The organism is Levilactobacillus zymae (assembly GCF_032190635.1).
GTDB lineage: Bacteria > Bacillota > Bacilli > Lactobacillales > Lactobacillaceae > Levilactobacillus > Levilactobacillus zymae_A.
This window is the reverse complement of sequence record NZ_JAVLAS010000001.1, coordinates 803,899-827,514: the sequence shown is the minus strand read 5'-3', so window position 1 is coordinate 827,514 and position 23,616 is coordinate 803,899. Positions and strand designations below refer to the sequence as shown.

General features: G+C 53.3%; 21 protein-coding genes and 1 pseudogene. 4 read left to right on the top strand and 18 right to left on the bottom strand.

Features of this window, described 5'->3' with window-relative positions:
- Positions 1–17: 17 nt before the first annotated feature.
- From RI501_RS03670 to RI501_RS03655, 4 genes are all read right to left on the bottom strand, one after another.
- Positions 18–821, bottom strand: coding sequence for a metal ABC transporter permease (locus tag RI501_RS03670; RefSeq protein WP_313820407.1), 804 nt, complete (start codon positions 819–821; stop codon positions 18–20).
- Positions 814–1,479, bottom strand: a complete 666-nt coding sequence (locus RI501_RS03665; protein ID WP_313823124.1) for a metal ABC transporter ATP-binding protein — start codon at positions 1,477–1,479, stop codon at positions 814–816. The genes RI501_RS03670 and RI501_RS03665 overlap by 8 nt, the downstream gene beginning before the upstream one ends.
- A gap of 38 nt (positions 1,480–1,517) precedes the next feature.
- On the bottom strand, positions 1,518–2,393 hold the full coding sequence (locus RI501_RS03660; protein WP_313820406.1) for a metal ABC transporter solute-binding protein, Zn/Mn family: 876 nt from the start codon (positions 2,391–2,393) through the stop codon (positions 1,518–1,520).
- Positions 2,394–2,514: 121 nt separating this feature from the next.
- Positions 2,515–3,462: an alpha/beta hydrolase gene (locus tag RI501_RS03655; protein WP_313820405.1), complete on the bottom strand. Its 948-nt coding sequence runs from the start codon at positions 3,460–3,462 to the stop codon at positions 2,515–2,517.
- A 249-nt stretch (positions 3,463–3,711) separates the two neighbouring features.
- Between RI501_RS03655 and RI501_RS03650 the strand changes: the two genes are divergently transcribed.
- Positions 3,712–4,986, top strand: a complete 1,275-nt coding sequence (locus RI501_RS03650; protein WP_313820033.1) for an ISL3 family transposase — start codon at positions 3,712–3,714, stop codon at positions 4,984–4,986.
- A gap of 122 nt (positions 4,987–5,108) precedes the next feature.
- On the opposite strand, the gene ispE is transcribed toward RI501_RS03650, so the two are convergent.
- From ispE to trpS, 13 genes and pseudogenes are all read right to left on the bottom strand, one after another.
- Positions 5,109–5,963: a 4-(cytidine 5'-diphospho)-2-C-methyl-D-erythritol kinase gene (ispE, locus tag RI501_RS03645; protein WP_313820404.1), complete on the bottom strand. Its 855-nt coding sequence runs from the start codon at positions 5,961–5,963 to the stop codon at positions 5,109–5,111.
- A 112-nt stretch (positions 5,964–6,075) separates the two neighbouring features.
- Positions 6,076–6,312, bottom strand: coding sequence for a Veg family protein (locus tag RI501_RS03640; protein WP_057731357.1), 237 nt, complete (start codon positions 6,310–6,312; stop codon positions 6,076–6,078).
- Positions 6,313–6,410: 98 nt separating this feature from the next.
- Complete coding sequence (gene rsmA, locus RI501_RS03635) at positions 6,411–7,301, bottom strand: 16S rRNA (adenine(1518)-N(6)/adenine(1519)-N(6))-dimethyltransferase RsmA (RefSeq protein ID WP_313820403.1); 891 nt, start codon at positions 7,299–7,301, stop codon at positions 6,411–6,413.
- Complete coding sequence (gene rnmV, locus RI501_RS03630) at positions 7,294–7,869, bottom strand: ribonuclease M5 (RefSeq protein ID WP_313820402.1); 576 nt, start codon at positions 7,867–7,869, stop codon at positions 7,294–7,296. The genes rsmA and rnmV overlap by 8 nt, the downstream gene beginning before the upstream one ends.
- On the bottom strand, positions 7,856–8,632 hold the full coding sequence (locus RI501_RS03625) for a TatD family hydrolase (RefSeq protein ID WP_313820401.1): 777 nt from the start codon (positions 8,630–8,632) through the stop codon (positions 7,856–7,858). Before RI501_RS03625 ends, rnmV begins: the two co-directional genes overlap by 14 nt.
- A 200-nt stretch (positions 8,633–8,832) precedes the next feature.
- Positions 8,833–10,866, bottom strand: a complete 2,034-nt coding sequence (gene metG, locus RI501_RS03620; protein ID WP_313820400.1) for a methionine--tRNA ligase — start codon at positions 10,864–10,866, stop codon at positions 8,833–8,835.
- Positions 10,867–11,000: 134 nt separating this feature from the next.
- The gene (locus tag RI501_RS03615; protein ID WP_313820399.1) at positions 11,001–11,849 is read right to left on the bottom strand and encodes a DUF72 domain-containing protein; all 849 of its coding nucleotides are present in this window, start codon (positions 11,847–11,849) and stop codon (positions 11,001–11,003) included.
- A gap of 130 nt (positions 11,850–11,979) precedes the next feature.
- Entirely contained in the window at positions 11,980–12,306 is a 327-nt protein-coding gene (locus tag RI501_RS03610) for a hypothetical protein (protein ID WP_313820398.1), read from the bottom strand.
- Positions 12,307–12,316: 10 nt separating this feature from the next.
- Entirely contained in the window at positions 12,317–13,015 is a 699-nt protein-coding gene (locus RI501_RS03605) for an NAD-dependent protein deacylase (protein ID WP_313820397.1), read from the bottom strand.
- Positions 13,016–13,043: 28 nt separating this feature from the next.
- On the bottom strand, positions 13,044–14,009 hold the full coding sequence (locus RI501_RS03600; RefSeq protein ID WP_313820396.1) for an IpaB/EvcA family protein: 966 nt from the start codon (positions 14,007–14,009) through the stop codon (positions 13,044–13,046).
- 7 nt (positions 14,010–14,016) lie between these two features.
- On the bottom strand, positions 14,017–15,285 hold the full coding sequence (locus RI501_RS03595; protein WP_313820395.1) for a hydroxymethylglutaryl-CoA reductase, degradative: 1,269 nt from the start codon (positions 15,283–15,285) through the stop codon (positions 14,017–14,019).
- Positions 15,286–15,295: 10 nt separating this feature from the next.
- Positions 15,296–16,215 (bottom strand): annotated as a pseudogene (locus RI501_RS03590) (Ppx/GppA phosphatase family protein).
- A gap of 17 nt (positions 16,216–16,232) precedes the next feature.
- Positions 16,233–17,252, bottom strand: coding sequence for a tryptophan--tRNA ligase (gene trpS, locus RI501_RS03585; protein ID WP_313820394.1), 1,020 nt, complete (start codon positions 17,250–17,252; stop codon positions 16,233–16,235).
- Between the two features lie 716 nt (positions 17,253–17,968).
- Between trpS and helD the strand changes: the two genes are divergently transcribed.
- Complete coding sequence (gene helD, locus RI501_RS03580; protein WP_313820393.1) at positions 17,969–20,275, top strand: RNA polymerase recycling motor HelD; 2,307 nt, start codon at positions 17,969–17,971, stop codon at positions 20,273–20,275.
- Between the two features lie 51 nt (positions 20,276–20,326).
- On the opposite strand, the gene RI501_RS03575 is transcribed toward helD, so the two are convergent.
- Positions 20,327–21,286, bottom strand: coding sequence for a 2-hydroxyacid dehydrogenase family protein (locus RI501_RS03575; RefSeq protein WP_313820392.1), 960 nt, complete (start codon positions 21,284–21,286; stop codon positions 20,327–20,329).
- A gap of 307 nt (positions 21,287–21,593) precedes the next feature.
- Between RI501_RS03575 and RI501_RS03570 the strand changes: the two genes are divergently transcribed.
- Positions 21,594–22,472 carry a tyrosine-protein phosphatase gene (locus RI501_RS03570; RefSeq protein ID WP_313820391.1) on the top strand — a complete coding sequence of 293 codons (879 nt, stop codon included), beginning with the start codon at positions 21,594–21,596 and terminating at the stop codon, positions 22,470–22,472.
- A 159-nt stretch (positions 22,473–22,631) separates the two neighbouring features.
- Positions 22,632–23,588 carry a tyrosine-protein phosphatase gene (locus RI501_RS03565; protein WP_313820390.1) on the top strand — a complete coding sequence of 319 codons (957 nt, stop codon included), beginning with the start codon at positions 22,632–22,634 and terminating at the stop codon, positions 23,586–23,588.
- Positions 23,589–23,616: the final 28 nt, after the last annotated feature.

The window sequence follows — 23,616 nt, the reverse complement described above, 5'->3', positions numbered from 1 at the left end:
TGAGCGTTTGGTAACGTTTAATTTTTGGCCGCCGTTCGCGAGTGTTGCCACCCTAAAGCGATGAAGTAAAAGACGGCTTCGATGGCCGCAATGAAAAATGAGACCGGATAATTGGTTAAATAACTCAATGCTAGGCCACTCCAGACCCCGACTAACGCCAGGAGAATCGCTAATCCCATCATTCGACCCACGGAATGAGCGAAGTACTTGGCCGTCGCCGCCGGTAAAGTCAGGAGGATAAAGATCAGTAACGACCCCACGATTTGAGCCGCCACACTGACACTTAACGCGAGTAGCACCAGGAAGGTGACGGATAACGTGTTGGTCCACAAGCCCTTCACCAGCGCCCCGGTATGGTCGAACGAATCGAACTTCAAGAAACGGTAAATCACCAGCACCACGATGAGTACTAGAATCGACAACACCAGCATCTGGGTCACGTCGCTACTACTAATGCCAATGACGCTCCCGAATAAAATGTTGGTCGCATAACTGGCGTTGGTGTTGGCCAGTGATAGGAACAGAATCCCCAGCCCAATGAATAACGCTGAGATGGCACTAGTAGCGGCTTCTCGCCGTTCGGCCCGAACGCTTAGCTGTCCCACGATGACCGAACTAACCACCGTAAACAACAGCATCCCGCTTAATGGCGTCCATCCGGCAAAGATTCCAAAGGCCGCCCCGGAGAACCCGATTTCCGACAAAGTATGGGTCAGAAACGACATATTACGGGCAATCACGAAGACCCCCATAATGCCACAGATGACGGCGATAATCGTTCCGGCCGCGAATGCGTTCCGCATAAATTCATAACTAAACATGCTCGGCCTCCCCCCGCCAAACCTTCTGGTCGGTCAGTTGATCGATGGGGCCCTGTTCGGTTCCCTGCGGCGTTAACATCAAAAACTGACGGGTATAGCGCCGCGCCAAGGGGATATCGTGGGTCACAAATAACACCGTGAGGTTCAACGTTTGGTTAAGTTGCCGCACCAGGTCCAACAACTCGGTCTTGGTCACCGGATCGAGGCTGGCCGTAGATTCATCTAGAATCAAAAGGTTGGGGTTTTCAACCAGCGCCTGGGCCAAATAGGCCTTCTGTTTTTCACCACCGGATGCCTGGCCGATGGGCCGACTCGCTAACTGCGCCAATCCGGTCTGCTCGAGCATGGCCGTTACCCGTTGGCGTTCGCCCCGATTCAACCAGGGCAACTTCCAACCGGTCAAGTTGAGGCCGACGAAGTCCCTGATGGTCAAAGGATAGTCCGCATCGATATTGCGAAATTGTGGAACGTAGCCGATCCGAACGGCATTAATGCTGGGTTGGTAGCTCACCTTCCCGGTCGTGGGTCGCAACTGGTGCAGGATTGTCCGCATCAGGGTGGTCTTTCCCACCCCGTTCTCACCGACGATACTCCAGAAATCGCCGCGGTTAATGGTTAGGTTTAAATCGTTAAAAACGGGGTGACCCGGAAAGGTCATCCCCAGATGTTCAAGTTGTAAGATAGGGGTCTTCGACGTCACGACTGCTTCCTCGCTTCCTGTTGAATCCGTAGAACTTGCCGGTACTGGCCGGTCATCCAGGTCAGATAGCTCTGATGAACCGGCTTGGTTTCAGTCACCCGAACCACCGGAACATGATACCGCCGTGCTAGCTGGACCATGGTCGTCACGTTCTTGCTGGAATTTTGGGTATTTTCCACAAAAAACGCAATTTTGTGGTGCCGAATCTGCGCCGCCAGCTGAGTAATGTCGGCCGGGGTGGGATCGCTATCTTCCTCGATGGCCTGGGCAAAGTGCCCGTCGCTTACCCGGTAACCCATCGCGCTCAACGCTAAGTTAAAAACCGGTTCACTAACGGCCACTTTCTGACCATTGGCGTGCTGCCGAATCTGACGTGCCAGTCGGGGCAACGCCTGCAACTGTCGTTCGTAAGCCGCGCCCCGGCGTTTGAACGCCGCGGCATGTTGCGGATCTAAACGACTAAAACGCCGCACCAATTGGTGGGTCATCTGGGTCATCAACTGGGGATCGCTCCACAAATGGGGGTTCGCGCCCATCTTTTGACCCACGAGATTACCCAGATTGAGCACCTGAATGTCGCTATGCCCATTAGCGGCCACCAGTCGTTGCATCCAGCTGTCGTAGCCCAAGCCGTTTTGAATCACCACGTTGGCTTGAGCCACCTTTTTGGCCGTCGCGATATCGGGTTCAAAGCTTTCCGGGTCAACACTGGGACTATTAATCACCGCCGTAACCGTTCCCGCGTCACCCAGAATCTTCTGCGCCGCTTCACCGTAAAAGTTCAGCGAGGCCACCACGCGAATGCCCTTGGCTGTTGCCGCAGACCTTGGCTGGGTCTGGCAACCGCTCAGGCCTAAACTTAAAATTACCATGATTATCAGGCCCGTTAGCCATCCCCACCGTCGCACAAACTTCCCTGCTTTCTGTCTACGAATTCTGTAAATGATAATTATTACCATTTACCAGTTTACCGAAAAAATGAAAGCTTGTCAATCACTTTTCGGTCACGGTCGTCACGTAAGGCGTCAAAAACGCCGCCACAATCTGGTCATACTTCGCTGGATCGGCCGCCCGCGTTACGATGTGCCCCGCACTAGGATGGCGGTAACGTTGCTTCGGCCCGGCCGCAGCCTGGTACAGGATATTCAGATTTTCAATCGGAACGGTCTGATCGTTAGCCCCTTGGATGAAGAGAATCGGTAAGTCCGTGTGCCGGAGTTGTTCGGCAATGTCGCCGTCCTGAAGTCGATACCCCGCGTCTAAACGCGAGTATTGGTTGGCCAACGTCATCGTTGGGGTGGCCGGTACGTGATACTTATGCCAGAGCCGATAACGCCCTTCTGCAAGAACCGACGCGTATCCCGAATCGGCTACCACGGCTTTAACGTTCGCCGGCAGGTTCTCACCCGCCGTTGCGAGCACGGTCGCGGCGCCCATAGAAATCCCCATCAAGACAATCTGGGCATCAGACCCCTGACGGTCAATCACCTGGGCAATCCAGCCTTGATAGTCATGCCGGTCCAGCCACCCATAGCCAATGGTCGTGCCCGCACTATCGCCATGGGCGCGAGCGTCCGGCATCAACACGTGGTAGCCCCACGCATGAAAGACCCGTGCGTAAGGAATCATTTGTTCACGCGCATGCCCTAATCCGTGCGCCAAGATCGCCACTCGGTCGCTGGGAGCCGCGGCGGGGATGAACGACGCTCGCAACGTCAAGCCGTCTTGACTAGTCTGGGTCCACTCCTGCAAGGGTTGCTGCAGATACCAAGCGTTATCCGCCGCCGTATTCTCCGCGATCGAGCGCTGCTTAGACTTCTGCTTGCTGCGGCCGAAAGACTTCATTCCCAGCTGATAGACCGCCAGGGTACTCCCCACTAGGCTAACCAAACTCGTTGCTGCTAACGCCGCTGTAACGCCTAACCACTTTTTTGTCGTCATCACCGAACACTCCTTTGGACTTGATTAATTACCTCTTACCATACCCGAAACTGGGCGGAGTTGCCAAGGAATATCCGAGAAATTTTGGTTCTAAAATATCTGTTGTTGGTAATCAAATGAATTTGATTACTGGCAACGGATATTTTTGTATAATCAAAGAATGTAAAAAAATGTACAAAAAAGGGATATAGTCGCAGACCTATATCCATCCACTACCACATTTCAAGAAAGAGAAAGTGACTATATCCTATGACTAATGATACTAAAATTATCCTGGGGATAAAAGACCCCAACATCAAAAAGTTAAAAGTGATGAACCCCTTGGAAATGATGGGCCCACTTAAAGTGCAGGCAATTTTGGACTATCGTCCAAAAGCATGCCCCAAATGTGGTGTCTTAAACCAAAAAAGTATTATCAAATATGGCTGGCGCTGGGCCAATGTTAAATTGCCTCGAACTGCCGAACGGGATGTCCAGCTTCATCTTAAAAAGCGGGACTTCAAGTGTAAGCACTGCCTACAATACTTTCTTGCGGAAACACCACTAGTTCAACGAAACCACACCATCTCTAACACAAGCAAACTTGCCTGTTTTCTAAAATTAAGTGAAACAGTTTCGATGCGTCATGTCGCTACCGAATTAAGCATCTCAAGTACAACGGTCCTGCGAATCATGAGAAGCTATCAGGGCAACGTCAAAACGCGTTTTGACTGGTTACCGGCTGTAATTAACATGGATGAGGTCAAGTCTACCAAAGACGCAAAGGGATCCATGAGCTTTGTATTTATGGATGGTATTCGGTGTGAATTCTTGGACATTCTGGAATCGCGGACACTCTATGATTTGGAGAATTACTTTAAACGTTATACGAAGAAAGCTAGAGAAAGCGTCAAAGTCATTGTGACAGATATGAACTACACTTATCCCAAACTAGCTGAATCTATTTTTCCAAATGCGATTGTGGTAACCGATCGGTTCCACATCGTTAACTCCGTGATGCGGGGATTCACTCGAGTAAGGATTCGTATCATGAAATCCTATGCGCCTTCAAACATGAAATATAAGGCTTTAAAGCGTTACTGGCGACTGTTCTTTAAGCCCAACGAGAAGTTGGACTTAAAGAAGTACTCTAATTACACTAACATTCCTGGAAGCCAAACTGAGAATAGCGTAGTCGAATATCTTCTTGATATCAACGAAGAATTACGCGAAGCATATAACCAGTTACAGACGGTCATGAGTGCCGTTAGGTACCGTGACATCGCTCGACTAGAAACAGTTCTAGACGGAAAAGACAATGGCTCAGAAGAAATGACGAAGGCGTTGAACGCACTGGTTGAGAACCGAGAATCGGTTGATAATGCATTGAGATATGAATTCTCAAATGGTCCAATGGAGGGTATTAATAACAAAATCAAGGTAATAAAGCGAGTTGCGTACGGCTTTGGCTGTTTCACAAGCTTTAGATTAAGGATTCATCTGGCATTTGGGCTCAAAAAAAATTGCCTAATCTCAAAGGATTAGACAATTTTATAAATGGAATTACCAACAACAGTTGACATAGAACCGAAATTTCTATCCAACCAAAAAAGGACCCAACAACTCTCCAGATAATTAGAGAACCCGCTGAGTCTTTTCACATCATGCTAAGGTAACGGCCGGACCAAATACACCTCACGGCAAAAGCCCTTCATGCCGTTAAAGACGCGCTGGGCACGCGATTGCTTGCTACACAAGCCAAAGACCGTGGGCCCAGTTCCGCTCATCTGCGCGGCATCCGCGCCAAACTTCATCATCTGCCGTTTCAACTGCGTAATTTCGGGATGCCGAGTCGCCGTGAGCGGTTCCAAGACGTTCCCCATCACCGCACACATCGCGGCAATATCTTGCTCGCGAATGCCCCGCAATAACGCGTCAATGTCCGGATGATCTAAATCATCGTAGCGAATGTGCTGCAGAATACTGGGTGTCGAAACGCTCACCTTAGGCTTGGCCAAAACCACCCAAGCCGCCGGAAGTTTCGATAACGGCGTAATTCGTTCCCCACGACCGCGCACGTGGGCCGTTCGTCCGTACACACAGTACGGCACGTCCGAATCAATCTGCAGGCCCAGCTTAGCCAGTTCCTGCCACGACAGGCCCAGATTCCAGAGCTGATTTAACCCCCGTAAGACGGCGGCTGCATCGGACGACCCCCCGCCCAGACCGGCGGCAACCGGAATGTTTTTCTTGATACGAATGTTGACCCCCTGCTTGACCTGAAATTGGGTTTGCAGTAAGTGGGCCGCTTGAAAGGCCAAGTTACGCTGATCGTTGGGTAAAAAACCACTATCCGACGCCACGCGAATCCGCTTATGGTGGGTTAACGTTTGGATCTCGACGTAGTCCGCCAGATCGACCGACGTCATCACCATGTTCCACTCCTCCATGCCATCCTGATGATGGTATGGGGTGTCGAGCCCGAGATTTATCTTGGCCGGTGCCTTTTCAATCAGTTGCATGAGCTCACCTGAATTCCTGGTAGGCTTGCCGCTCTACCGTTGTTCTGAATGTAATTAAGCCCATTATACTATGGAAAAGTGCAAAATAAAAAGGCCTTATCCGGCCCAATTATTATTCATCGAAATCAACTTCGATGTTTTTGGTTAAAATATCGGTATAGCTGTAAGAAACCCGTTCGAATGAATTTTCATTCTGGTCAAGATCTACCACGAAAACGGCGGGGTAGGTCTCCCGGAGAATTCCATGCCGTTCGGTTGTTTTCTTTCGACCAGCTTGAGCGATGACCATCAATTTTTCGCCAATACGCCCATCCAGTTTGTTCTTAATGTTCGCTAAACTTGTTGGCATGCACTTCACCTCTGTGAAACATGATACCATAGTTTCACAAGAAATGCAAATTATACCACAACGGGTTAACAAGCGCAAGAATCAGCCAATGGTAAGGGTTACATCAACCCGTCAGCGTGAAAAGCATTCACCAATTCAATAAAATTAATCAACGTTAATCGTTCGGGCCGCAGTTGACGCGAGATATCGACTTGGTTCAGCACGGCTTCAATGCGGTCCCGCACCTCGGGCTGCTTGCCAAAAATCCCTTGTAGGTTGTTCCACAACGACTTGCGCCGGTGAGCGAAGCAGCCCTTCACGAACCCGTAAAGCGCTTGATCACTGTAGGGCTCCACGGGTAAGGGCTCCCGGGGCGTCAGCCGAATGATGGCCGAATCGACGTTAGGTTGGGGAATAAACGCCGTCCGGGGCACGTTAAACGCCACCTCGACGTGGGCCCGATACTGCATCACAACGGACAAGGACCCGTAAGCCTTGGTTCCAGGCACCGCCACTAACCGGTCGGCCACTTCCGCCTGCATCATCACGACAATCTGATCGAAGGTCACGTTACTCTTCAGCACACCCATCAGGATCGGTGTGGTGATGTAGTATGGCAGGTTGGCAACCAGTTTAATGGGGTGCCCCGGTTCAAACTCATTGTGAATCACCTCGGGCAGGTTGGCCTTTAAAATATCCTGGTTGATGATCTTTACGTTATCGTAGGGCATCAGGGTGTCATCGAGGACCGGCAAAAGGTTTTCGTCGATTTCGAACGCCACGACCCGCCGTGCCCGCCGCGCAAGCTGTTCGGTCAGCGCCCCAATCCCGGGACCAATTTCGATGACGTTATCGTTGTCGGTCACGTCGGCCGCACTGACGATGTTACGTAAAATATTCAGGTCCGACAAGAAGTTTTGGCCCAAGCTCTTCTTGGCCACTAACCGGTAACGGTTCAGGATGGCCTTGGTCCGGGCCGGGGAGCCAATTTCTGGCACGTCGTTATTCATGAAATTCCTCCTTCGATGTTGCGTTCAATTGCGCGATGGCGTGGGCAAACGTCGCCGGTTGGATACCAAACATCCGTAAGCGTTTCTCCAACTGCTTGCCGTTGACGTACCCAATCTGCAGCAGTTCACCCAGTTGTTCGCGGCGTTGCTTAGCACCCGCGCCCCCAATCAAGCCCGCCGCCATCAGATCGGCGTGGGTGATCAGTTCCGGGGCGGCGTCGGTCTCGGTATAGACGTGGTCGAGGGCCGCGCGAATCGCGTCCGGCGTGGCGTGTTCCACGCCCAACGACCCGCCCGCCTTGTCCGGACGGCCTTCTTTTTTAGGCAGAAAGGCGTGCTTAGCGTTGGGAACGGCCTCGGCTACAATCTTGCGGATCTTCTCCCCGGAAAAGTCCGGGTCGGTGAAGATGATCACGCCACGCTGGTCGGCCAACTTTTCAATCAACGCCAAGGTGTCCTCGTCAATCGCGGACCCGCGAGTTTCGATGGTATCGGCGTTGACCGCGCGGTTGATGGCCTTGGTGTCGTCCTTACCCTCAACCACCAGCACTTCTTTAATCTTTTTCAATATGGTAAAACTCCTCTGCGTTGTGGTAGGTCGCCGCGGCAATCTCGTCCGGCGTGGTGTCGCGTTCCTTGGCGATGGCTTCGACCGTGTAGCGGGTAAAGCCCGGCTCGTTCTGTTCGCCACGATGGGGTTCCGGCGTCAGGTACGGTGCATCGGTCTCGACCATCATCACGTCGAGTGGCGTCGCCCGCACAGAATCGTGGACCTCGTGGGCGTTCTTGAAACTCGCCACCCCGGAATAGGAGATGTGCATCCCTAAGTCCAGAAACTTCTTCAACCATTCGGGATCACCGTTAAAGCTGTGCATGACCCCACCGATGTCTTGGATCCCGGCTTCTTTGATGATCCGGTAAGTATCGGCAAAGGCGTCACGGTTGTGGACCACGATGGGCTTGCCGACCTCCTTGGCAATCGCAATTTGGCGGGCAAAGACCTTGCGTTGGGTGTCCTGTGGGGACGTATCCCAGTGGTAGTCCAACCCGATTTCTCCCAACGCCCGCACGCGGTCGTCGGCCAACTGGCTTTCCAGTTCGGCTTCCTTGGCCGGCGTGTAGTTCTTGGAATCCTCGGGATGCCACCCTACTGCGGCCACCAATTCAGGATACTGGTGGGCCAATTTGATGGCGGCGGTATTCAACTGGGTGTTGGACCCCACGATGGTCATCTTGGTGACGCCCAAGTCGGCGGCGCGCTGCAAATACTTGGGCACGTCGGTAATAAATTCTTCACTGTTTAAATGGGTATGTGAATCATAGATTTGCATGGATACTCTCCTTTGCATGAAACGCTGGGCTAAACTGGTCGCCTACAGGCTGTAAATAGTCGTTTTTAATTTCTAGCACCCGAACCACTCGTTTTTGATGGCCGTCTCAACGGCTATCAGCAACCCAGTTTTGCCAAATCTAACACTCAAAAAAACGCGGGCCGGCGTCTTTCGATTCGCCGCCCGCGTTGTGCTTGACGTTATTCGACTGATGATCCGTTGACCAGGTTCTGTGGTACGATTGCCAGCTGGACCTTGCCGTCGTGTTCTGCCGACAACAACATCCCCTGACTAATCTGGCCCCGCATCTTCCGGGGTTTCAAGTTGGCTACGATGATGACCTTCTTGCCCACTAACGATTGTGGTTCCGGATACCATTGGGCGATGCCGGACAGAATCTGCCGCAAGCCTTGGTCGCCCGCATCTAACTGGAACTTCAGGAGCTTGTCGGCCCCTTCGACGTGGTCGACCGCCTTAATTTCTGCGACCCGCAGTTCAATCTTTTCGAACTTATCGAAGCGAATTTCCGGCTTGTTTAAGGTCAGTTCGGTGTCCCCACCGGCTGCCTGTTCCTGCTTCTGTGCCTTGGCGGCCATGGCGGCCCGTCCCTTGGTCTTTTCCGACTTGGTCATCTGCCCCTGGATAAAGTCGACTTCCTCTTCGGCATCTAACCGCGGGAAGATCGGCGTTCCCTTAGCCACGACTTGCTTGCCCGCCGGTAAGTCGGCCAAGTTTAAGCCGTCTAAGGCTAAGGTTGCCGGATCTAAGCCCAACTGCGCGAAGATTTCCTTCGGGGCGTGGGTCATCACCGGACTGATCAACGTGGCGATGACCCGCAAACTCGCGGCTAGGTGCGCCATGACAGCGGCCAATTGGTCGGCCGCGGCATCATCCTTGGCGAGTTTCCAAGGTTCCGTCTCGTCGATGTACTTGTTGGTCCGGGCCACTAACTTCCAGATTTCGGCTAACGCGTCGGCGAAGTGCATCTGGTCCATCAATTCATGGTAGGTCTTGATAACGTCGGCGGCCGTTTGTTCTAAGTCCGCGTCAAAATCGGTGACGCCGGCCTTAAAGGTTGGGAGCTTGCCGTCTTCGTACTTGTTGATCATGGCCACGGTCCGGTTCAACAGGTTCCCTAGGTCGTTAGCCAGGTCGTAGTTCAGCCGGTTCACGAAGTCTTCGGGCGTAAAGTTCCCGTCGTTTCCGTAAGGCATCGCGCGCATCAGATAATACCGCACGGCGTCGAGACCGTAACGGTCCACCAGCGTTTCGGGGTAGATCACGTTCCCGGTGGACTTACTCATCTTGCTGTCCTTCATCAGTAACCAGCCATGAGCGAAGAGCTCCTTGGGCGGCTTGATGCCTAAGGCGTGCAGGACGATTGGCCAGTAGATTGAGTGGAACCGGACGATTTCCTTACCCACCATTTGCACGTCGGCCGGCCAGAATTTCTTGAACAGGCTTTCGTCGTCACTGGTGTAGCCTAACGCGGTGATATAGTTGAGCAACGCGTCGATCCACACGTAGACCACGTGTTTGGGGTTACTCTTGACCGGAACGCCCCAACTAAAGGTGGTCCGGGACACGGCCAGGTCTTCCAACCCGGGCTTGATGAAGTTATTGATCATTTCGGTCATCCGCGATTCCGGTTGGATGAAGTGCGGGTTCTGGTGGTAGAAGTCTAACAGCCAGTCGGCGTACTTGCTCATCTTGAAGAAGTAGGATTGTTCCTTCACCAGGGAAACTTCGTGACCAGACGGGGCCTTCCCACCGATCACCTTGCCGTTATCATCGTGGTAGACTTCGGCCAGTTGTGTTTCGGTAAAGTATTCTTCGTCGTCTTCGGAATACCAGCCTTCGTATTCGCCCAAGTAGATGTCGCCCTGCTTTAACAGGCGTTCGAAAATCTCCTGCACGGCGGCCACGTGTTCGGCGTCGGTGGTCCGGATAAACTTATCGTTAGAGATTTCCAACGTTTTCCAGAGCTGCTTGATTTGATCGGCCATGCCGTCGACGTATTCTTGCGGCGTCTTGCCCTGTGATTGGGCCTTGTCTTCGATCTTCAACCCGTGTTCGTCGGTCCCGGTCAGGAAAAAGACGTCGTAACCGTCGCTGCGCTTGTAACGAGCGACCGTGTCACAAGCAATCGTGGTGTACGAGTTCCCGATGTGAAGCCGGCCGGATGGGTAGTAAATCGGCGTGGTGATATAAAAAGTGGGTTTGGTTTCTGCCATAAAATAAAGCCTTCCTTTGCTGCAAACTATTTCCGTAAAATTTCGGGTTAGATTTCGCTTAAATTCTCATTTAGTATAGCATAATCCCCGGTCAAGCCATAGCTGTGGCCGGGGATTTCTTATCTGGTGTGACCTTAAAATAAGTCCAATTGTTGTGGGGCCAAATTGGTCCAGTGCAGGTTCAAGATTTCCCTTAACCGTAAGGCGTTCGGGGCGGCATCGCGCCCGGAGTTGTTATTGAAGATCACGCTGACGTTTTGCGCCTGCGCGGCCAACTGCCGCACCAGCGTCGCAATTGTCTGAAGTTCGTCTTCACTGTATTTGTACAGCGTCCGGGTCTTGCGCCAGTTAGCACCCTGATTGAACCAGCCCTGCGCGTTACGACCGTGCAGTCGCACCACCGCCAGTTGCGGGGTGGTCACCGTGGGCACTAACGGAATCCCATCGTTTAAATTGTGGGGTTCGTCGGTCACCACGTTAGTCAGTTTAAGCGACTGCAGGTACGCCATCACGTCGGTCGTCAACCCCGGCGTGGCGAACCAGCTAGGGCTACGAAACTCCACGGCCAGTGGCAGGTCGCCCAGGGCTAACCGAACCTGCCGCAGATATTCAATGTTGGCCGTGGTGCGATTAAAGTACGGTGGAAACTGCAATAAAATCGTTTGTAATTGCTGCCGTGCCACCAACGGCGCCACCATCTCACGGTAATGCGTAAAGGTCGTTTGGACCTCTTCAGCAGTTACCGGGTGCTGACGTTGGCCGTGGGTGGTCATGACCTGATTGGCCTTCAAAATAAACTGAAAGCCGTCCAGTACCGTGGCCTGCCAATTGGCTACCGTGCTGGTGCGGGGAATCCCGTAAAATGGCGTGTCCAATTCGACCAGTGGCAGGTGCCCCGCGTATTCGGTGAGGGTCACCGGTCGGTCTTCACCGCCAATCAAAGCGGGATGTTCCGTCCAGGTTGTTAACCCAATACTAATCATGACTCATGGTTCCCCCCTTCAATCGTGGGCTTCCTAGATTATCGAAAATCCAATCTAGCGTACTGCGTTCCTGCTGACTGGCCCGGAAGCGCTGAATTCAATCATTTTGTCCCTTAAGGCCAGCTCTAGGCTATTTGAACTTCTCAAACTGCTTGATGAGGGCGGCCTCCGATTCGGTGATGCGGCCCTTGAGTTGGCCAATCAAGCGTCGGCCCGCCAAACGGTCGTTATAGCGAATCCCGGTGACGCAAAGATCGATCAACACGAAGAGAATCACGACCAATCCGGCCTTCTGTCGCGTAAATCCCACGTTAAATAACGAGATAACCTCTTGGCCAAACCCTAGTTGGAGAATGCCATAAACCACCAACGTGTCGGGCAATAATTGGAGCACACTGAGCCAGCGTAACTGCAGCACCAGCCGCCGGAGTTGAGTCATAATTTCTGAACGACTCATCAATTCACCTTCAAACTTGAAGCTCGGTAAAGAACTGCGTGGCATCGGCTTGAACCATGTCGATGGGCACGCCTAATTCTAGTTTTTCTTGATTAATCACGATCACCGGTGCCTGTGCGTTGCGATAATCGAGTAACCCAGCGAAGGGGTAGACCCGCATGGACGTGCCGACAATCGCCACCAAATCGGCGGCCTGCATTGCCGCCACGGCTCGCTGTACGTTCAACTGGTTGAGACCCTCATCGTACAACACGATATCCGGGCGCAGCCAGCCGCCGTCAACGTCGTGATGAGGATCCTTAAGGTAGTCGTGCCAATCAACCTTAGCACCACAGACCTGACAATAGACGTTGTACAGGTTCCCGTGAAATTCCACTAGGTGTTGACAGCCCGCCTCGCGGTATAAGTTATCGATATTCTGCGTGATCACCGTCGCTCGATTCTGCTGCGTCAACGCCGCTTGTTTCTGGTGAATCACGTTGGGTTGAGCTTCCGGATAATACAAATTCTGTTTGACATAGTCGTAAAAGGTGTCGGGTTCCTTAGCCAGACACTCGTGACTCAGGTAATATTCCGCGTTGCGGTGACCGGTGTACAGACCGTTTTTCGACCGGTAATCCGGAATTCCTGACGGCGTCGACACCCCCGCACCCGTCAAGAAGACGATGTGGGTTGCGTCATCAAATCGCTTTTGTAAACCTGCTTCCATCGCTGACATCCCCCTTACTCAAAAACCGTTACCGTAAAATGTACGGCATCTTCAATAATTTAAATAAGTCCTCGACGGTCATGTCGTAGATCTTGGTGTAATAATCCGGCGTGTCTTCGCTGGGTTTCGGGGCCGACAAGACGAAGGCGTTTTGGTTGTCCGCCCGGTTAAAACCGACGTACGCCCGGCGCTGGGTGGTCTTATCGTGCATGTCGGAATGGTAGAGCTCGAACATCTGCCGTACCTGCAAGTTCAACTGCCGCTTGGAGACCACACTGGTCAGCGTGGTGAACTCGGTGTTGTGCAGGGCCGGTAAGTGCCAGGCTTCTAGCTGTTCGTCGAAGGCCTTGAATAACTTGACCACGTTGCGCCGGAAGGTAAATGGCGACGTGACCGGCTTAGCCATGATCAACGCGTACAACTTTTGAGCCGCCGCCAGGCTGATTGGATAGTCCCGCTCAAATTGCTTCAAGATGTCAGCGTGGCCGTCACCGAAGAAGACCAACGCGTCCAACAGCGTCAAGGTCCGTAGCGTCATCTCGTTGTCGACCGGCGTCGGTTCCGGCTTAATGGTGGCCTGGACCCCCTTGAGGTACAGGTCTTCGATTTCCGGCGTGATCAGGTTGTGCTTCCGTTGTTCACTGACCACCACCACGTGATTGACGATGTCGTAGAGTTCGGTTCCCATGATCATCAGCTGTTCGTCGAGCTGGTCGTTGCCCGTGGTCAACGAGAAGAAGACCTGCGGGAAGCCGGAAAGAATCATCAGTAAGTGTAAGAGTTCGTGGGACGCCGTATAGTTAGGCGCCGTCAAATCCGCCACCTGAATCAAAATGTTCTTACCGTCTTGAACCTGTTGGGCTTGGTCATGGCGGACGTAACCGGCTTGCAATTGGCCAATAAATTGAACTTCCACCTTACCAGGGTAGATGTCGTTAACTTTATTGATTAAATCTTGAACCTCTGGAGAAATTTGAACGTCTTTTGCTTCCATAATAAAATTAATCACCCGTTTTCTGTGAATTTACTGCCCGAACCGCTCGTAACGCGGCCCGCGCCTGCGCGGTGGTGGGCTGAGTGGCCGTTAACCGTTGAACCACCGCCGGCACCTCGGCGGGAGTAGCTCCCACCGAAAGCGCTAAGGATTTTAGTTGCAGCTGCATGTGGCCCTGCTGAATGCCATCCGTGACTAACGCCCGTAAAGCGGCCAGATTTTGGGCCAACCCCACGGCCACGGTTAACCGCATCAAGTGGCGCGCATCGGTCACCTGAGCTAGTTGTTGGTTGATAGCCACTAGCGGAAAAACCCGCGTAGCCCCACCCACAACGCCCAAGGCTAACGGTAAGGTCAACTCACCGTGTAGGGTTTGCCCGTCCAGCCACCACCGGCTTAATCCCCGGTAATGGCCATCGCGGCTGGCGTAAGCGTGCGCCCCGCTTTCCACAGCGCGCCAATCGTTACCCATTGCGAGCACCACGGCGTCAACACCGTTCATGATGCCCTTATTGTGGGTGGCAGCGCGGTAGGGATCGACCTGGGCAAAATCGCTGGCGGCGCAAAGCCGCTGCGCCACGGTCAGGCCAGCCAATGTCTTAGTCTTAACGTTAGCGACCGGAATCGCACACCGGGCCGTCGCCAGACTATGCGTGGCGTAGTTACTCAGGATACTCATTAAGACGTCCGTGTCGTAATGGGCTTGCAGATAGTGGGCAACCGCCTCGGCCATGGTATTGACCAGGTTAGCGCCCATGGCCTCCCCCACGTCGATAAAGAGGTCCAGCGAGACCCAATCGGGAGGCAACAGCCGGACCCGCACGGACCGCGCCCCACCCCCGTGAGTAAGCAATGAGGGGTGGGCCGCATTGGCCGCCGCCAAGAGATCAGCTTGGTGGTCGAGGATCCAGGCCTGCAGTTCGGCCGGGTCGGCCACCTTTTGGCACACGATCTGCCCCATTAATTCGCGCTGGGTCACCTGCGTCGTGATGCCCTGTTGGCCATCATCGAGCATCCGCCCACCGTTACTGGCCGCCGCAATCACCGAGGGTTCCTCGGTAACCATTGGGACCGCCACGGTTTGACCATCGACGTGCAAGTTGACCGCCACCCCTTCTGGTAAGCCATAGGTGGTCAGGTAGTTTTCAATCAATTCTTCGTCGGTCGCTTGGCGTTTTTGAGCCACCGTTGCCAGCTGGGCCAGCGTTAGGTGACTAGCCTGTGCTAAACGGTCGCGCCGTTGCCCGTAAGGCAAGCGGTAAAAGGGAACGGTCATGTTGGGCCTCCTAACGTTGACTGAGGTACTCGGAAATGATGCCTTCACGCACACCGCTCTCGGAAAAGACCACGCGATCGGAATCTAGCATCTGCAGGAGCGTCACCAGGGGCAACATCCCGCCTAGAATAATATCGGCCCGTTCCGGTTCCAAACCGGAAATCCGTTTGCGGTCCTTGAGGGGCACCCGAATCAGGCGCTCGAAGGTCCGCATCACCTGATCGGTGGTTAAGCGGTAGCCGTGAATGTTTTCGACGTGCAGAATTTTTTGTTGTTGCCGGTTCATCCGGGCCAACGTGCGATTGGCCCCACCCAGCAACACTAACGGGAGGTTTTAGCGTCGTTTAGCCACCAGATATCCCGGAGACGCTCGCGCAAGAAGACCTGCGCGGAGAACAAATCAACGGCCGTCACCCGGTCGTCTAAGCGAAACTGCTCGGACAGATTGACCGCCCCAAACGGGACACTAATCAGGTTAGCGTCGCGGCCGTCCTTGATGTGCACCAACTCGCAACTAGCTCCCCCAGTATCGAGTAGCAGGCAATCTTTGACCTTCAAACGATTGACCGCTCCCAGGTAATCGTAATAGGCTTCCTGATCGCCGGAGAGCACCTCTAAGTCAATCTTGGTGGCCGCCTTGACCTGCGACAGAAAATCAGCGCGGTTGCAGGCTTGCCGCACAGCCGCCGTGGCAATTCCCCGAACAATCAGGTTCGGCAAGTGCTCGTAATACGGCCGAAACGACCGCAACGCCGTAATCGTGCGGGCCATGGCCTTGGGCTGTAAAATTTTTTCCGGTCCCATCCCTTCGGACAGACGACTATCGGCCTTAACCCGGTTAACTTCCCGGTAAGTCCCGTCGTTTCGCAGCTCGTTGACCGCTAGTCGCACCGAATTCGACCCTAAATCCACAATCGCTAAATTCTGCATGGTCATTCCTCCGTCTTCTAACCGAAGTAGTCGATTCCTACGGCGTGACGTACTTCGCGTAGCGTTTGTGCCGCCACTTGGTTGGCTTTTTCGCTTCCTTGCTTCAGAATGTCGTAAACGCCGGCTGGATCGGCCGCAAAGTGTTCACGCCGTTCGCGAATTGGCTTTAATTCGGCCTGCAGCACGTCGTTTAAGTACCGTTTAATTTTAACATCCCCTAGGCCACCGTGCTGGTATTGCGCCTTCAAATCGGCGACTTTAGCCCGATCGTCGGCAAAAATGTCCAAGTAAGTGAAGACCGTGTTGCCTTCAACGTGACCGGGATCTTCCACGTGAATGTGTTCGGGGTCGGTGTACATCGACATGACCTTCTTTTGAATCGTATCAGCGTCGTCGCCCAGGTAAATGGCGTTGTTCAGCGACTTACTCATCTTGGCGTTGCCGTCTAAGCCGGGAATCCGCCCGAGACCCTTAGCTGGGAAGTAGCCTTCGGGTTCCACCAGGATCTCTTGACCGTAAATGTTGTTAAAGCTCCGCACGATTTCGCGGGTCTGTTCCAGCATGGGTTCTTGATCGTCACCTACGGGCACCGTATCAGCTTTAAACGCGGTAATATCGGCCGCTTGGCTAACCGGATAAATGAAGAAACCGGCAGGCACGCTTTCGCCAAAGGCCTTTTGCTTGATTTCGGTCTTGACGGTTGGGTTCCGGTTCAAGCGCGAAACGGTCACCAGATTCAGGTAGGTCATGGTCAGTTCGCTTAACGCCGGGATCTGGGATTGGACCAGAATCGTCGACTTGGCCGGGTCGATGCCCACGGCCAGGTAGTCTAACGCCACTTGGAGCAAGCTGTGGCGAATCTTTTCGGGATCACGCGCGTTATCGGTCAGGGCCTGGGTGTCGGCAATCATGATGAAGGTGTCGTAGTCCCCGGTATTCTGCAGCATTACCCGGTTTTTCAGCGAGCCAACGTAATGGCCGATGTGCAGCTTACCAGTGGGGCGATCACCCGTTAAAATCACGTGTTTGTTTGTCATAAAAATCTTCCTTTCTATTAAAAAGCGCCCCATTGACGACTGTCAATAGGACGCTCATGCGCGGTACCACCTAACTTGTGACCACTTAGAGCCACCACTTTCAGCCGTTAACGGGGCCACCGCGAGTTCATCGTCGTTTTTAAACCGTCTCGACCCACTTCGACCGTGACGCCGTTGCAGCAGGTCGGCGCCTCTCTGAGATTAGTCTACTCCATCGAAACTCATGCCTACAGTTTAGTGGATTTGGGCGCGAAAGTAAACTGAAATCACGACGGAAATTTTACTAGGCTAAACTGGCGTCTTCCGGCCTCACCCCAGTAAAACTGTCCGTTATCTAACTACTGTATTTCTCAGAATGTCATCACGCTCATCAACCATGGTTATCAATTTAGTTAAAGACCATCTGAGCGTTGCCTTTAATGCCAGTCTAAGCTGGAGGCCCCGGCAGAAAATGGGCTCAGGGGTGAAATTTGTCTTAGCCGGTGAACCTCAGCCGGTTTAGACAAAGGCCGGTCTTCAAGACCCGGTCTGGGGGGCTTGAAGCCGTGCCCACCCCGTTCCAGCCCGTTTTCTGCCGGGGCCGGAAGCGCTCAGTCCGCCAAACTAATCCCTTAAAGTCCCTGCAATCTCACCAACGGTCTTTGATTGACAGCGCCCCGAAATGTGACTAAACTTGTTAAGCAATTTAGCCAATTCTACCGAAGGAGGCGGTCATCTTGACCACCAGCGAACAAGCACACGAGCAGCACCGCGTGGACGACGTGGTTCAACAAATCGGAACCCGTATCGACCGCACCACGAGCGAGTATAACGACGCCCACAAAGAGTTGCGCAACGTCTTAAAGAACTATACCGAAAACACCTCGGTCAACTGGTTTGAAGTCGATGACCGTATCGAAACCAGTGCCGAACTGCAACAACAACGGGCCCTGGTCTCCCGCCTGACCGAAAACCAAAACATCATTAAAGACCAATTAACCACCTTTCAAGAACTGAAAAAGTCGCCCTACTTTGGCCGTATCGACATTCAAGATCCCGACGAAACGGCGCCCGAATCGCTGTACATCGGGACCGCATCGTTCGTTGACGATGACGAGAACTTTCTGGTCTACGACTGGCGTGCCCCGATTTCCAGTATCTACTATAACGGGGTCCTGGGGCAGGTGGCCTACGACACCCCGGCCGGGCCGCAACAGACCGATCTGCTCAAGAAGCGCCAATTTCTGATTCAAGACAGCCAAATTCAAAGCATGTTTGACACCAACGAAACCGTGGGTGACGAGATGCTCCAACACGTCCTGGGCGAACAAAACGACGCCACCATGCAAAACATCGTGGCCACCATTCAACGCGAGCAAAATGACATCATCCGTGACGTTCACAGCGACCTGCTGGTAGTCCAAGGCGTCGCCGGCTCCGGCAAGACTTCCGCCATCTTACAGCGGATTGCCTTTCTGCTTTACCACAGTCGCCGCGACCTCGAGGCCGATCAAATCGTGCTGTTCTCGCCCAACCGTTTGTTCAGTCACTACATCAGCGACGTGCTCCCCAGCTTAGGGGAACGCAACATGCGCCAGGTCACCCTGGCCGAATTTCTGACTCAGCGGTTCCAAGGACTCAAGGTCCAAACGCAATTCGAGCGTTACGAAAGTGACCAGCAACACCCGGTCCACTTGGCGCTGCGTCATTTCCAGGAAAGTGCCGCGATGATGACCGCAGTGGCCGACTATGCTAAACGGTGCCCGGCCGATGACCTGCAGTTTACCGACATCCGCTTTAACGGTCGGGTCTTCTTCGACCACCAGGAGATCCGCGACATCTACCGTCAATTTCCAGCGGCCCTCCCCGCAGCGGAACGCTTCTTAAAGACCAAGAACGTCCTCGAAAAACGCCTCCGCAAGCAGATTGCCGCGGAAGCCAAGGCTGACTGGGTTCGCGACACCATCGACCAACTCAGCGATGAAGACTACCACAACCTCTTAGGCGCCAAGCACCTGGGACAATTTGAACAACTCGACGACGAGATTGACTTCATCGCCCGGCAAATCGTCCGCCGACGGTTACGTCAGGTTGACGACGCCATTTATAACGGCTACTTCCTCGACGTTTACAGCCAGTACACCGCCTTTTTGAAGCAGTGTCCCTTACCGGCGGACGTGGCGGCCGACCAGTGGCAACGCGTCATCGACCGTTACCAACACGACATCGAATTTCACCGGTTGGCGCTAACCGACGCCGCCCCGCTCCTCTACCTGCGCGACCTGTTGATCGGTGGCGGGATGAATCACCAGATGCAGCACCTGTTCGTCGACGAAATGCAGGATTATTCGATTGCTCAGTTAATTTACCTGCAACACGCCTTCCCGCGCGCCAAACTCACGCTCTTGGGCGATAGTGAACAGGCCCTGTTCAAGGCCGTGGAATCCCCCGAATCCATTTTAAAGAAGTTGGGGACGGCCTTACACGCTAAGCATGCGCGGTTGATCACCCTCCGCCGCTCGTACCGTTCGACGTTACCCATCACCACCTTTGCCAAGGCGCTACTGCCCGACGGCGACCAGATTGAAGCCTTCAACCGCCCGGGCGACCTGCCCAAGGTCGTGATTCGCTACGACGCTGCCGCGGCGTTTAGGGCCCTAGCCCACGAGGTGCAAACGGAGCTGGCCACCAGCGGCACCGTGGCGATTCTAACCAAGAACACCGCCGAGGCTAAATACGTGTACCAGGAACTCCACACCACCATCGACCTGACCCGGTTGACCGATACCGACCGCTCATTGCCTAAGGGCGTGGTGGTCTTACCCATCTATCTGGCCAAGGGACTGGAGTTTGACAGCGTGATCGCCTATAACGTTTCGGCGCAAAATTACCCCGACCAGCAATTCACCGGCACCCTGTACACGATTGCCTCCCGGGCCATGCATCACCTGACCCTGTTAAGCATCGGACCGGTGTCACCCCTCGTGGCATCGAAGAATATTCCGCAAAGCGACTTGCAAATTGAACATGAATTGTTGAATTAAATAAAAACGTCCATCAGAAGCTTTTCACTACTGATGGGCGTTTTTCGTATCTCAATTAATGATGAATTTCGGAGCTTGATGCTGATCGACCCGGACGACATTTTTCGCCACGATAGTTGCCATGGCATCCCGTGCTTCCACGGTCGCATTCCCCACGTGGGGGGTCAAAATTACGTTATCGAGTTGTTTAAACCCATCATCCACGTGTGGCTCGGCCTCATAGACATCTAGTGCCGCGCCCGCCAATTGGTGCTGCCGTAACGCCGCCAACAAGGCCTTCTCGTCAATAACTGGTCCGCGGGCAGCATTAATGAGGTAGGCCGCCGATTTCATTTGTTGAAACTGCTCGGCACCTAAGAGATGGTGTGTTGCCGGAGTTAGCGGGCAATGTAGGGTCACGACGTCACTTTGCGCCAATAAATCGGCTAGCGGGACAAAGCGGGCACCTAAGCGTTGCTCAACCGCGGCATCGAGTTGGTGCCGCTGGCTATAGATAATCTGCATATCAAATGCGTGCATCCGTTGGGCTACGGCCTGACCAATGCTTCCCATGCCCACGATTCCCAGCGTCTTCCCCGCCAGTTCGTGGCCTAAGAAGAACAACGGCGCCCATCCGGCAAACCCGGTCGTATGCATCAGTCGATCGCCCTCAACCATCCGATGCGCTAACGTGATGATCAGTCCGGTCGTGACCTCGGCCGTCGAGGTGGTCGATACCCCCGGCGTATTGGTAACCGGAATTCCCTTCGTACGCGCGTATGCCGTATCGATATTATTAAAACCGGCCCCGTAATTTGCAATTAACTTCAACTGTGGATCGGCATCAATGACATCCCGGTCTACCTGAGTCGACAGGGGGGTTACCAAATAATCCTTGCCCTTAATCCGGTCCAACAACTCAGCTTTGGTGATCAATCCCGAACCTTCGTAAACCTCCGTGGTTAGCCCCGCCGATTTTAAAATCATCAGGGCCGTTTGGAGCAGCTGTGCGGTTATCAAAACACTGGCCATCAATCGTCACTCCTTTAGCTAAATCTCCAATTAACTGCCTTCATGATAGCGCTTTTTTCTGGCCGTGTAAGCTAAAACCATTCCCTTTTCTAGGGTTGCGTGGAGACTTAAGCAACCTCCGTGACAGGTTAACGGTCCCTTTCCGCTCCCATACAGAACCGCCGACTGGCCACGCAACTTTCGATGGTTAAGTCGTCAAAATTGCCTTCAGCCCTCCCGACCGGCATCTTTTACAAAATCAACATCATTCCTTTACATTGGGTTGCTATGCTCAATCAATACTCACAACCTATGAGGGGGAATTTTCATGAAAACACCGATTCGTTCACTGCTGACCTTAGTCCTAGCGACGACCAGTCTGGGCTTGGCTCAGCCACTGGCCACCGCTCACGCTGCGGTCGTTCAACCCGCCACGACCGGCCGACAAATCAAATTAGCCGGCGCCACAAACGTGCGAGACCTAGGGGGGTATGTCAACCGTGATGGGAAACACGTGCGTGCTCACAAGCTTTTGCGGTCGGCTTCTTTGACCAAGCTTACGGCGGCAGACGGCCGCAAGTTGACCAAGACTTACCACGTGAAGAAGGACGTGGATCTGCGATCGGCCGAGGAAGTGGCGCAGCAACCCGATGCCAAGATCAAGGGCGTGACCTATCAGTTCAATCCGGTGGTTCCCCACATGAACACCACCGCCTTCATGCAGGGAGACGGCGTTAAAAACATGGAAACGGCTTATCGCAGCTTCGTGTTAAGCCCAGACGGAAAGAAGGCTTACCGTCAACTCTTTAAGACCTTGCTGAAAACGCCAAAGAACCAAGCCGTCCTCTACCACTGCTCTGCGGGAAAGGATCGGACCGGGGTCGCCACGGCGCTGATTCTCTCCGCGCTGAAGGTCGACCGAGCGACCATCATGAATGATTACCTGCTCTCAAACCGCTACTTGGCTCAAAGTAACCAACAGATTCTAGCGCAAGCCACCGCTTCTGGGGCCCACGCGGAAACGCTGGCGTCCCTCACGGCCGTTTTAGGGGTTCAATCCTCTTACCTGAATACCAGTTTCAAAGCCATCAATGCTAAATACGGCAACGTCACCAACTACTTGCACAAGGGTCTCGGGTTAACCACGCATGAGCTGACTCACTTACAAAAAACTTACCTAGCAACGCCTAAAGCCCAATTCCGTTAATCCTTTAAGGGGCGCGAACTCTTCCGTTCGCGCCCCTTTTATTAACGGATTTTTAGCAAATTGACCGCGTTGCCCCTTATCTTTACACGTTCAACATCATCCTATTACATAAACTTGCTATCCTTGCAATGTATCCAAATAAGAGGAGGAGTCAAGTCTATGAATAAACGTGTCAGTACCTTATTATCCGCCCTGTTGGTCACTACTGCCTTGGGTTGGCAACAACCTTTAATGAACGTGGAAGCCGCCACGCACCACACGACCACCACTAAAACCACTAAGGCCAAGACTGGAAAGCACGCCAAGGCCAAAGCTAAGAAGACCTCATCCACATCCAAGCATATCAAGTTACAAGGGGCATCTAATGCCCGGGATCTTGGCGGTTACGTTAACCAAAAGGGTCAAAAGATTAAGGCGCACCGTTTAATTCGCTCCAACAGTTTATCTAAATTAACTAAATCCGATCAACAAAAGTTGACCAAGACCTACCACGTCGCCACTGATGTCGACTTGCGAACCCTCACCGAACAAAAGAATAGTCCGGACGTGGCCATGAAGGGCGTCAAGTTGGTCAAAGCCAACGTCTTCAAGAACTTCGCCGCCTTCCCTGATTTCTCTAAGAAGAACGCCGGCGTCAAAATGATGGAAAAATCCTACCACGACGCCATCACCACGGCTCAAGGACGTAAGGCCTACAAGAGCTTATTCCATCAACTTCTGACCAACCCGAAGAACAAGGCCGTTCTGTGGCACTGTTCCGCGGGGAAAGACCGCGCCGGGATGGGGACGGTCTTCATCCTCTCCGCACTGAACTTCGACAAGAAGGCCATTGCCAAGGATTACCTGAAGTCCAACACCTACTTAGCTAAAGACAACCAAGCTAGTCTGGCCAAGCAATTAGCCGGCTGGAAGGCTAGCGGCAAACCCGTTACCGCAACCGTTAAAGGGAACTTTAAAGCCATGAACGGGGTCCAAATGGCCTACCTAAACACCATGTACAAGGCCATCGATGCTAAGTATGGCAACATGCAAAACTTCCTGCACAAGGGCCTAGGCTTATCCAACGCTCAACTCAAGCAACTCCAAGCCAACTACTTAACTGCCGCTAAAAAATAAGCTAACGACTAATAGCGTTTCTCCCTTG

Excerpts from the sequence above, each read along its gene's own strand:
- RI501_RS03670 (WP_313820407.1), bottom strand. The coding sequence starts at position 821 with ATGTTTAGTTATGAATTTATGCGGAACGCATTCGCGGCCGGAACGATT.
- RI501_RS03665 (WP_313823124.1), bottom strand. The coding sequence starts at position 1,479 with ATGACCTTTCCGGGTCACCCCGTTTTTAACGATTTAAACCTAACCATT.
- RI501_RS03660 (WP_313820406.1), bottom strand. The coding sequence starts at position 2,393 with ATGGTAATTTTAAGTTTAGGCCTGAGCGGTTGCCAGACCCAGCCAAGG.
- RI501_RS03655 (WP_313820405.1), bottom strand. The coding sequence starts at position 3,462 with ATGACGACAAAAAAGTGGTTAGGCGTTACAGCGGCGTTAGCAGCAACG.
- RI501_RS03650 (WP_313820033.1), top strand. The coding sequence starts at position 3,712 with ATGACTAATGATACTAAAATTATCCTGGGGATAAAAGACCCCAACATC.
- ispE (WP_313820404.1), bottom strand. The coding sequence starts at position 5,963 with ATGCAACTGATTGAAAAGGCACCGGCCAAGATAAATCTCGGGCTCGAC.
- RI501_RS03640 (WP_057731357.1), bottom strand. The coding sequence starts at position 6,312 with ATGCCAACAAGTTTAGCGAACATTAAGAACAAACTGGATGGGCGTATT.
- rsmA (WP_313820403.1), bottom strand. The coding sequence starts at position 7,301 with ATGAATAACGACGTGCCAGAAATTGGCTCCCCGGCCCGGACCAAGGCC.
- RI501_RS03625 (WP_313820401.1), bottom strand. The coding sequence starts at position 8,632 with ATGCAAATCTATGATTCACATACCCATTTAAACAGTGAAGAATTTATT.
- metG (WP_313820400.1), bottom strand. The coding sequence starts at position 10,866 with ATGGCAGAAACCAAACCCACTTTTTATATCACCACGCCGATTTACTAC.
- RI501_RS03615 (WP_313820399.1), bottom strand. The coding sequence starts at position 11,849 with ATGATTAGTATTGGGTTAACAACCTGGACGGAACATCCCGCTTTGATT.
- RI501_RS03610 (WP_313820398.1), bottom strand. The coding sequence starts at position 12,306 with ATGAGTCGTTCAGAAATTATGACTCAACTCCGGCGGCTGGTGCTGCAG.
- RI501_RS03605 (WP_313820397.1), bottom strand. The coding sequence starts at position 13,015 with ATGGAAGCAGGTTTACAAAAGCGATTTGATGACGCAACCCACATCGTC.
- RI501_RS03600 (WP_313820396.1), bottom strand. The coding sequence starts at position 14,009 with ATGGAAGCAAAAGACGTTCAAATTTCTCCAGAGGTTCAAGATTTAATC.
- RI501_RS03595 (WP_313820395.1), bottom strand. The coding sequence starts at position 15,285 with ATGACCGTTCCCTTTTACCGCTTGCCTTACGGGCAACGGCGCGACCGT.
- trpS (WP_313820394.1), bottom strand. The coding sequence starts at position 17,252 with ATGACAAACAAACACGTGATTTTAACGGGTGATCGCCCCACTGGTAAG.
- RI501_RS03575 (WP_313820392.1), bottom strand. The coding sequence starts at position 21,286 with ATGGCCAGTGTTTTGATAACCGCACAGCTGCTCCAAACGGCCCTGATG.
- RI501_RS03570 (WP_313820391.1), top strand. The coding sequence starts at position 21,594 with ATGAAAACACCGATTCGTTCACTGCTGACCTTAGTCCTAGCGACGACC.
- RI501_RS03565 (WP_313820390.1), top strand. The coding sequence starts at position 22,632 with ATGAATAAACGTGTCAGTACCTTATTATCCGCCCTGTTGGTCACTACT.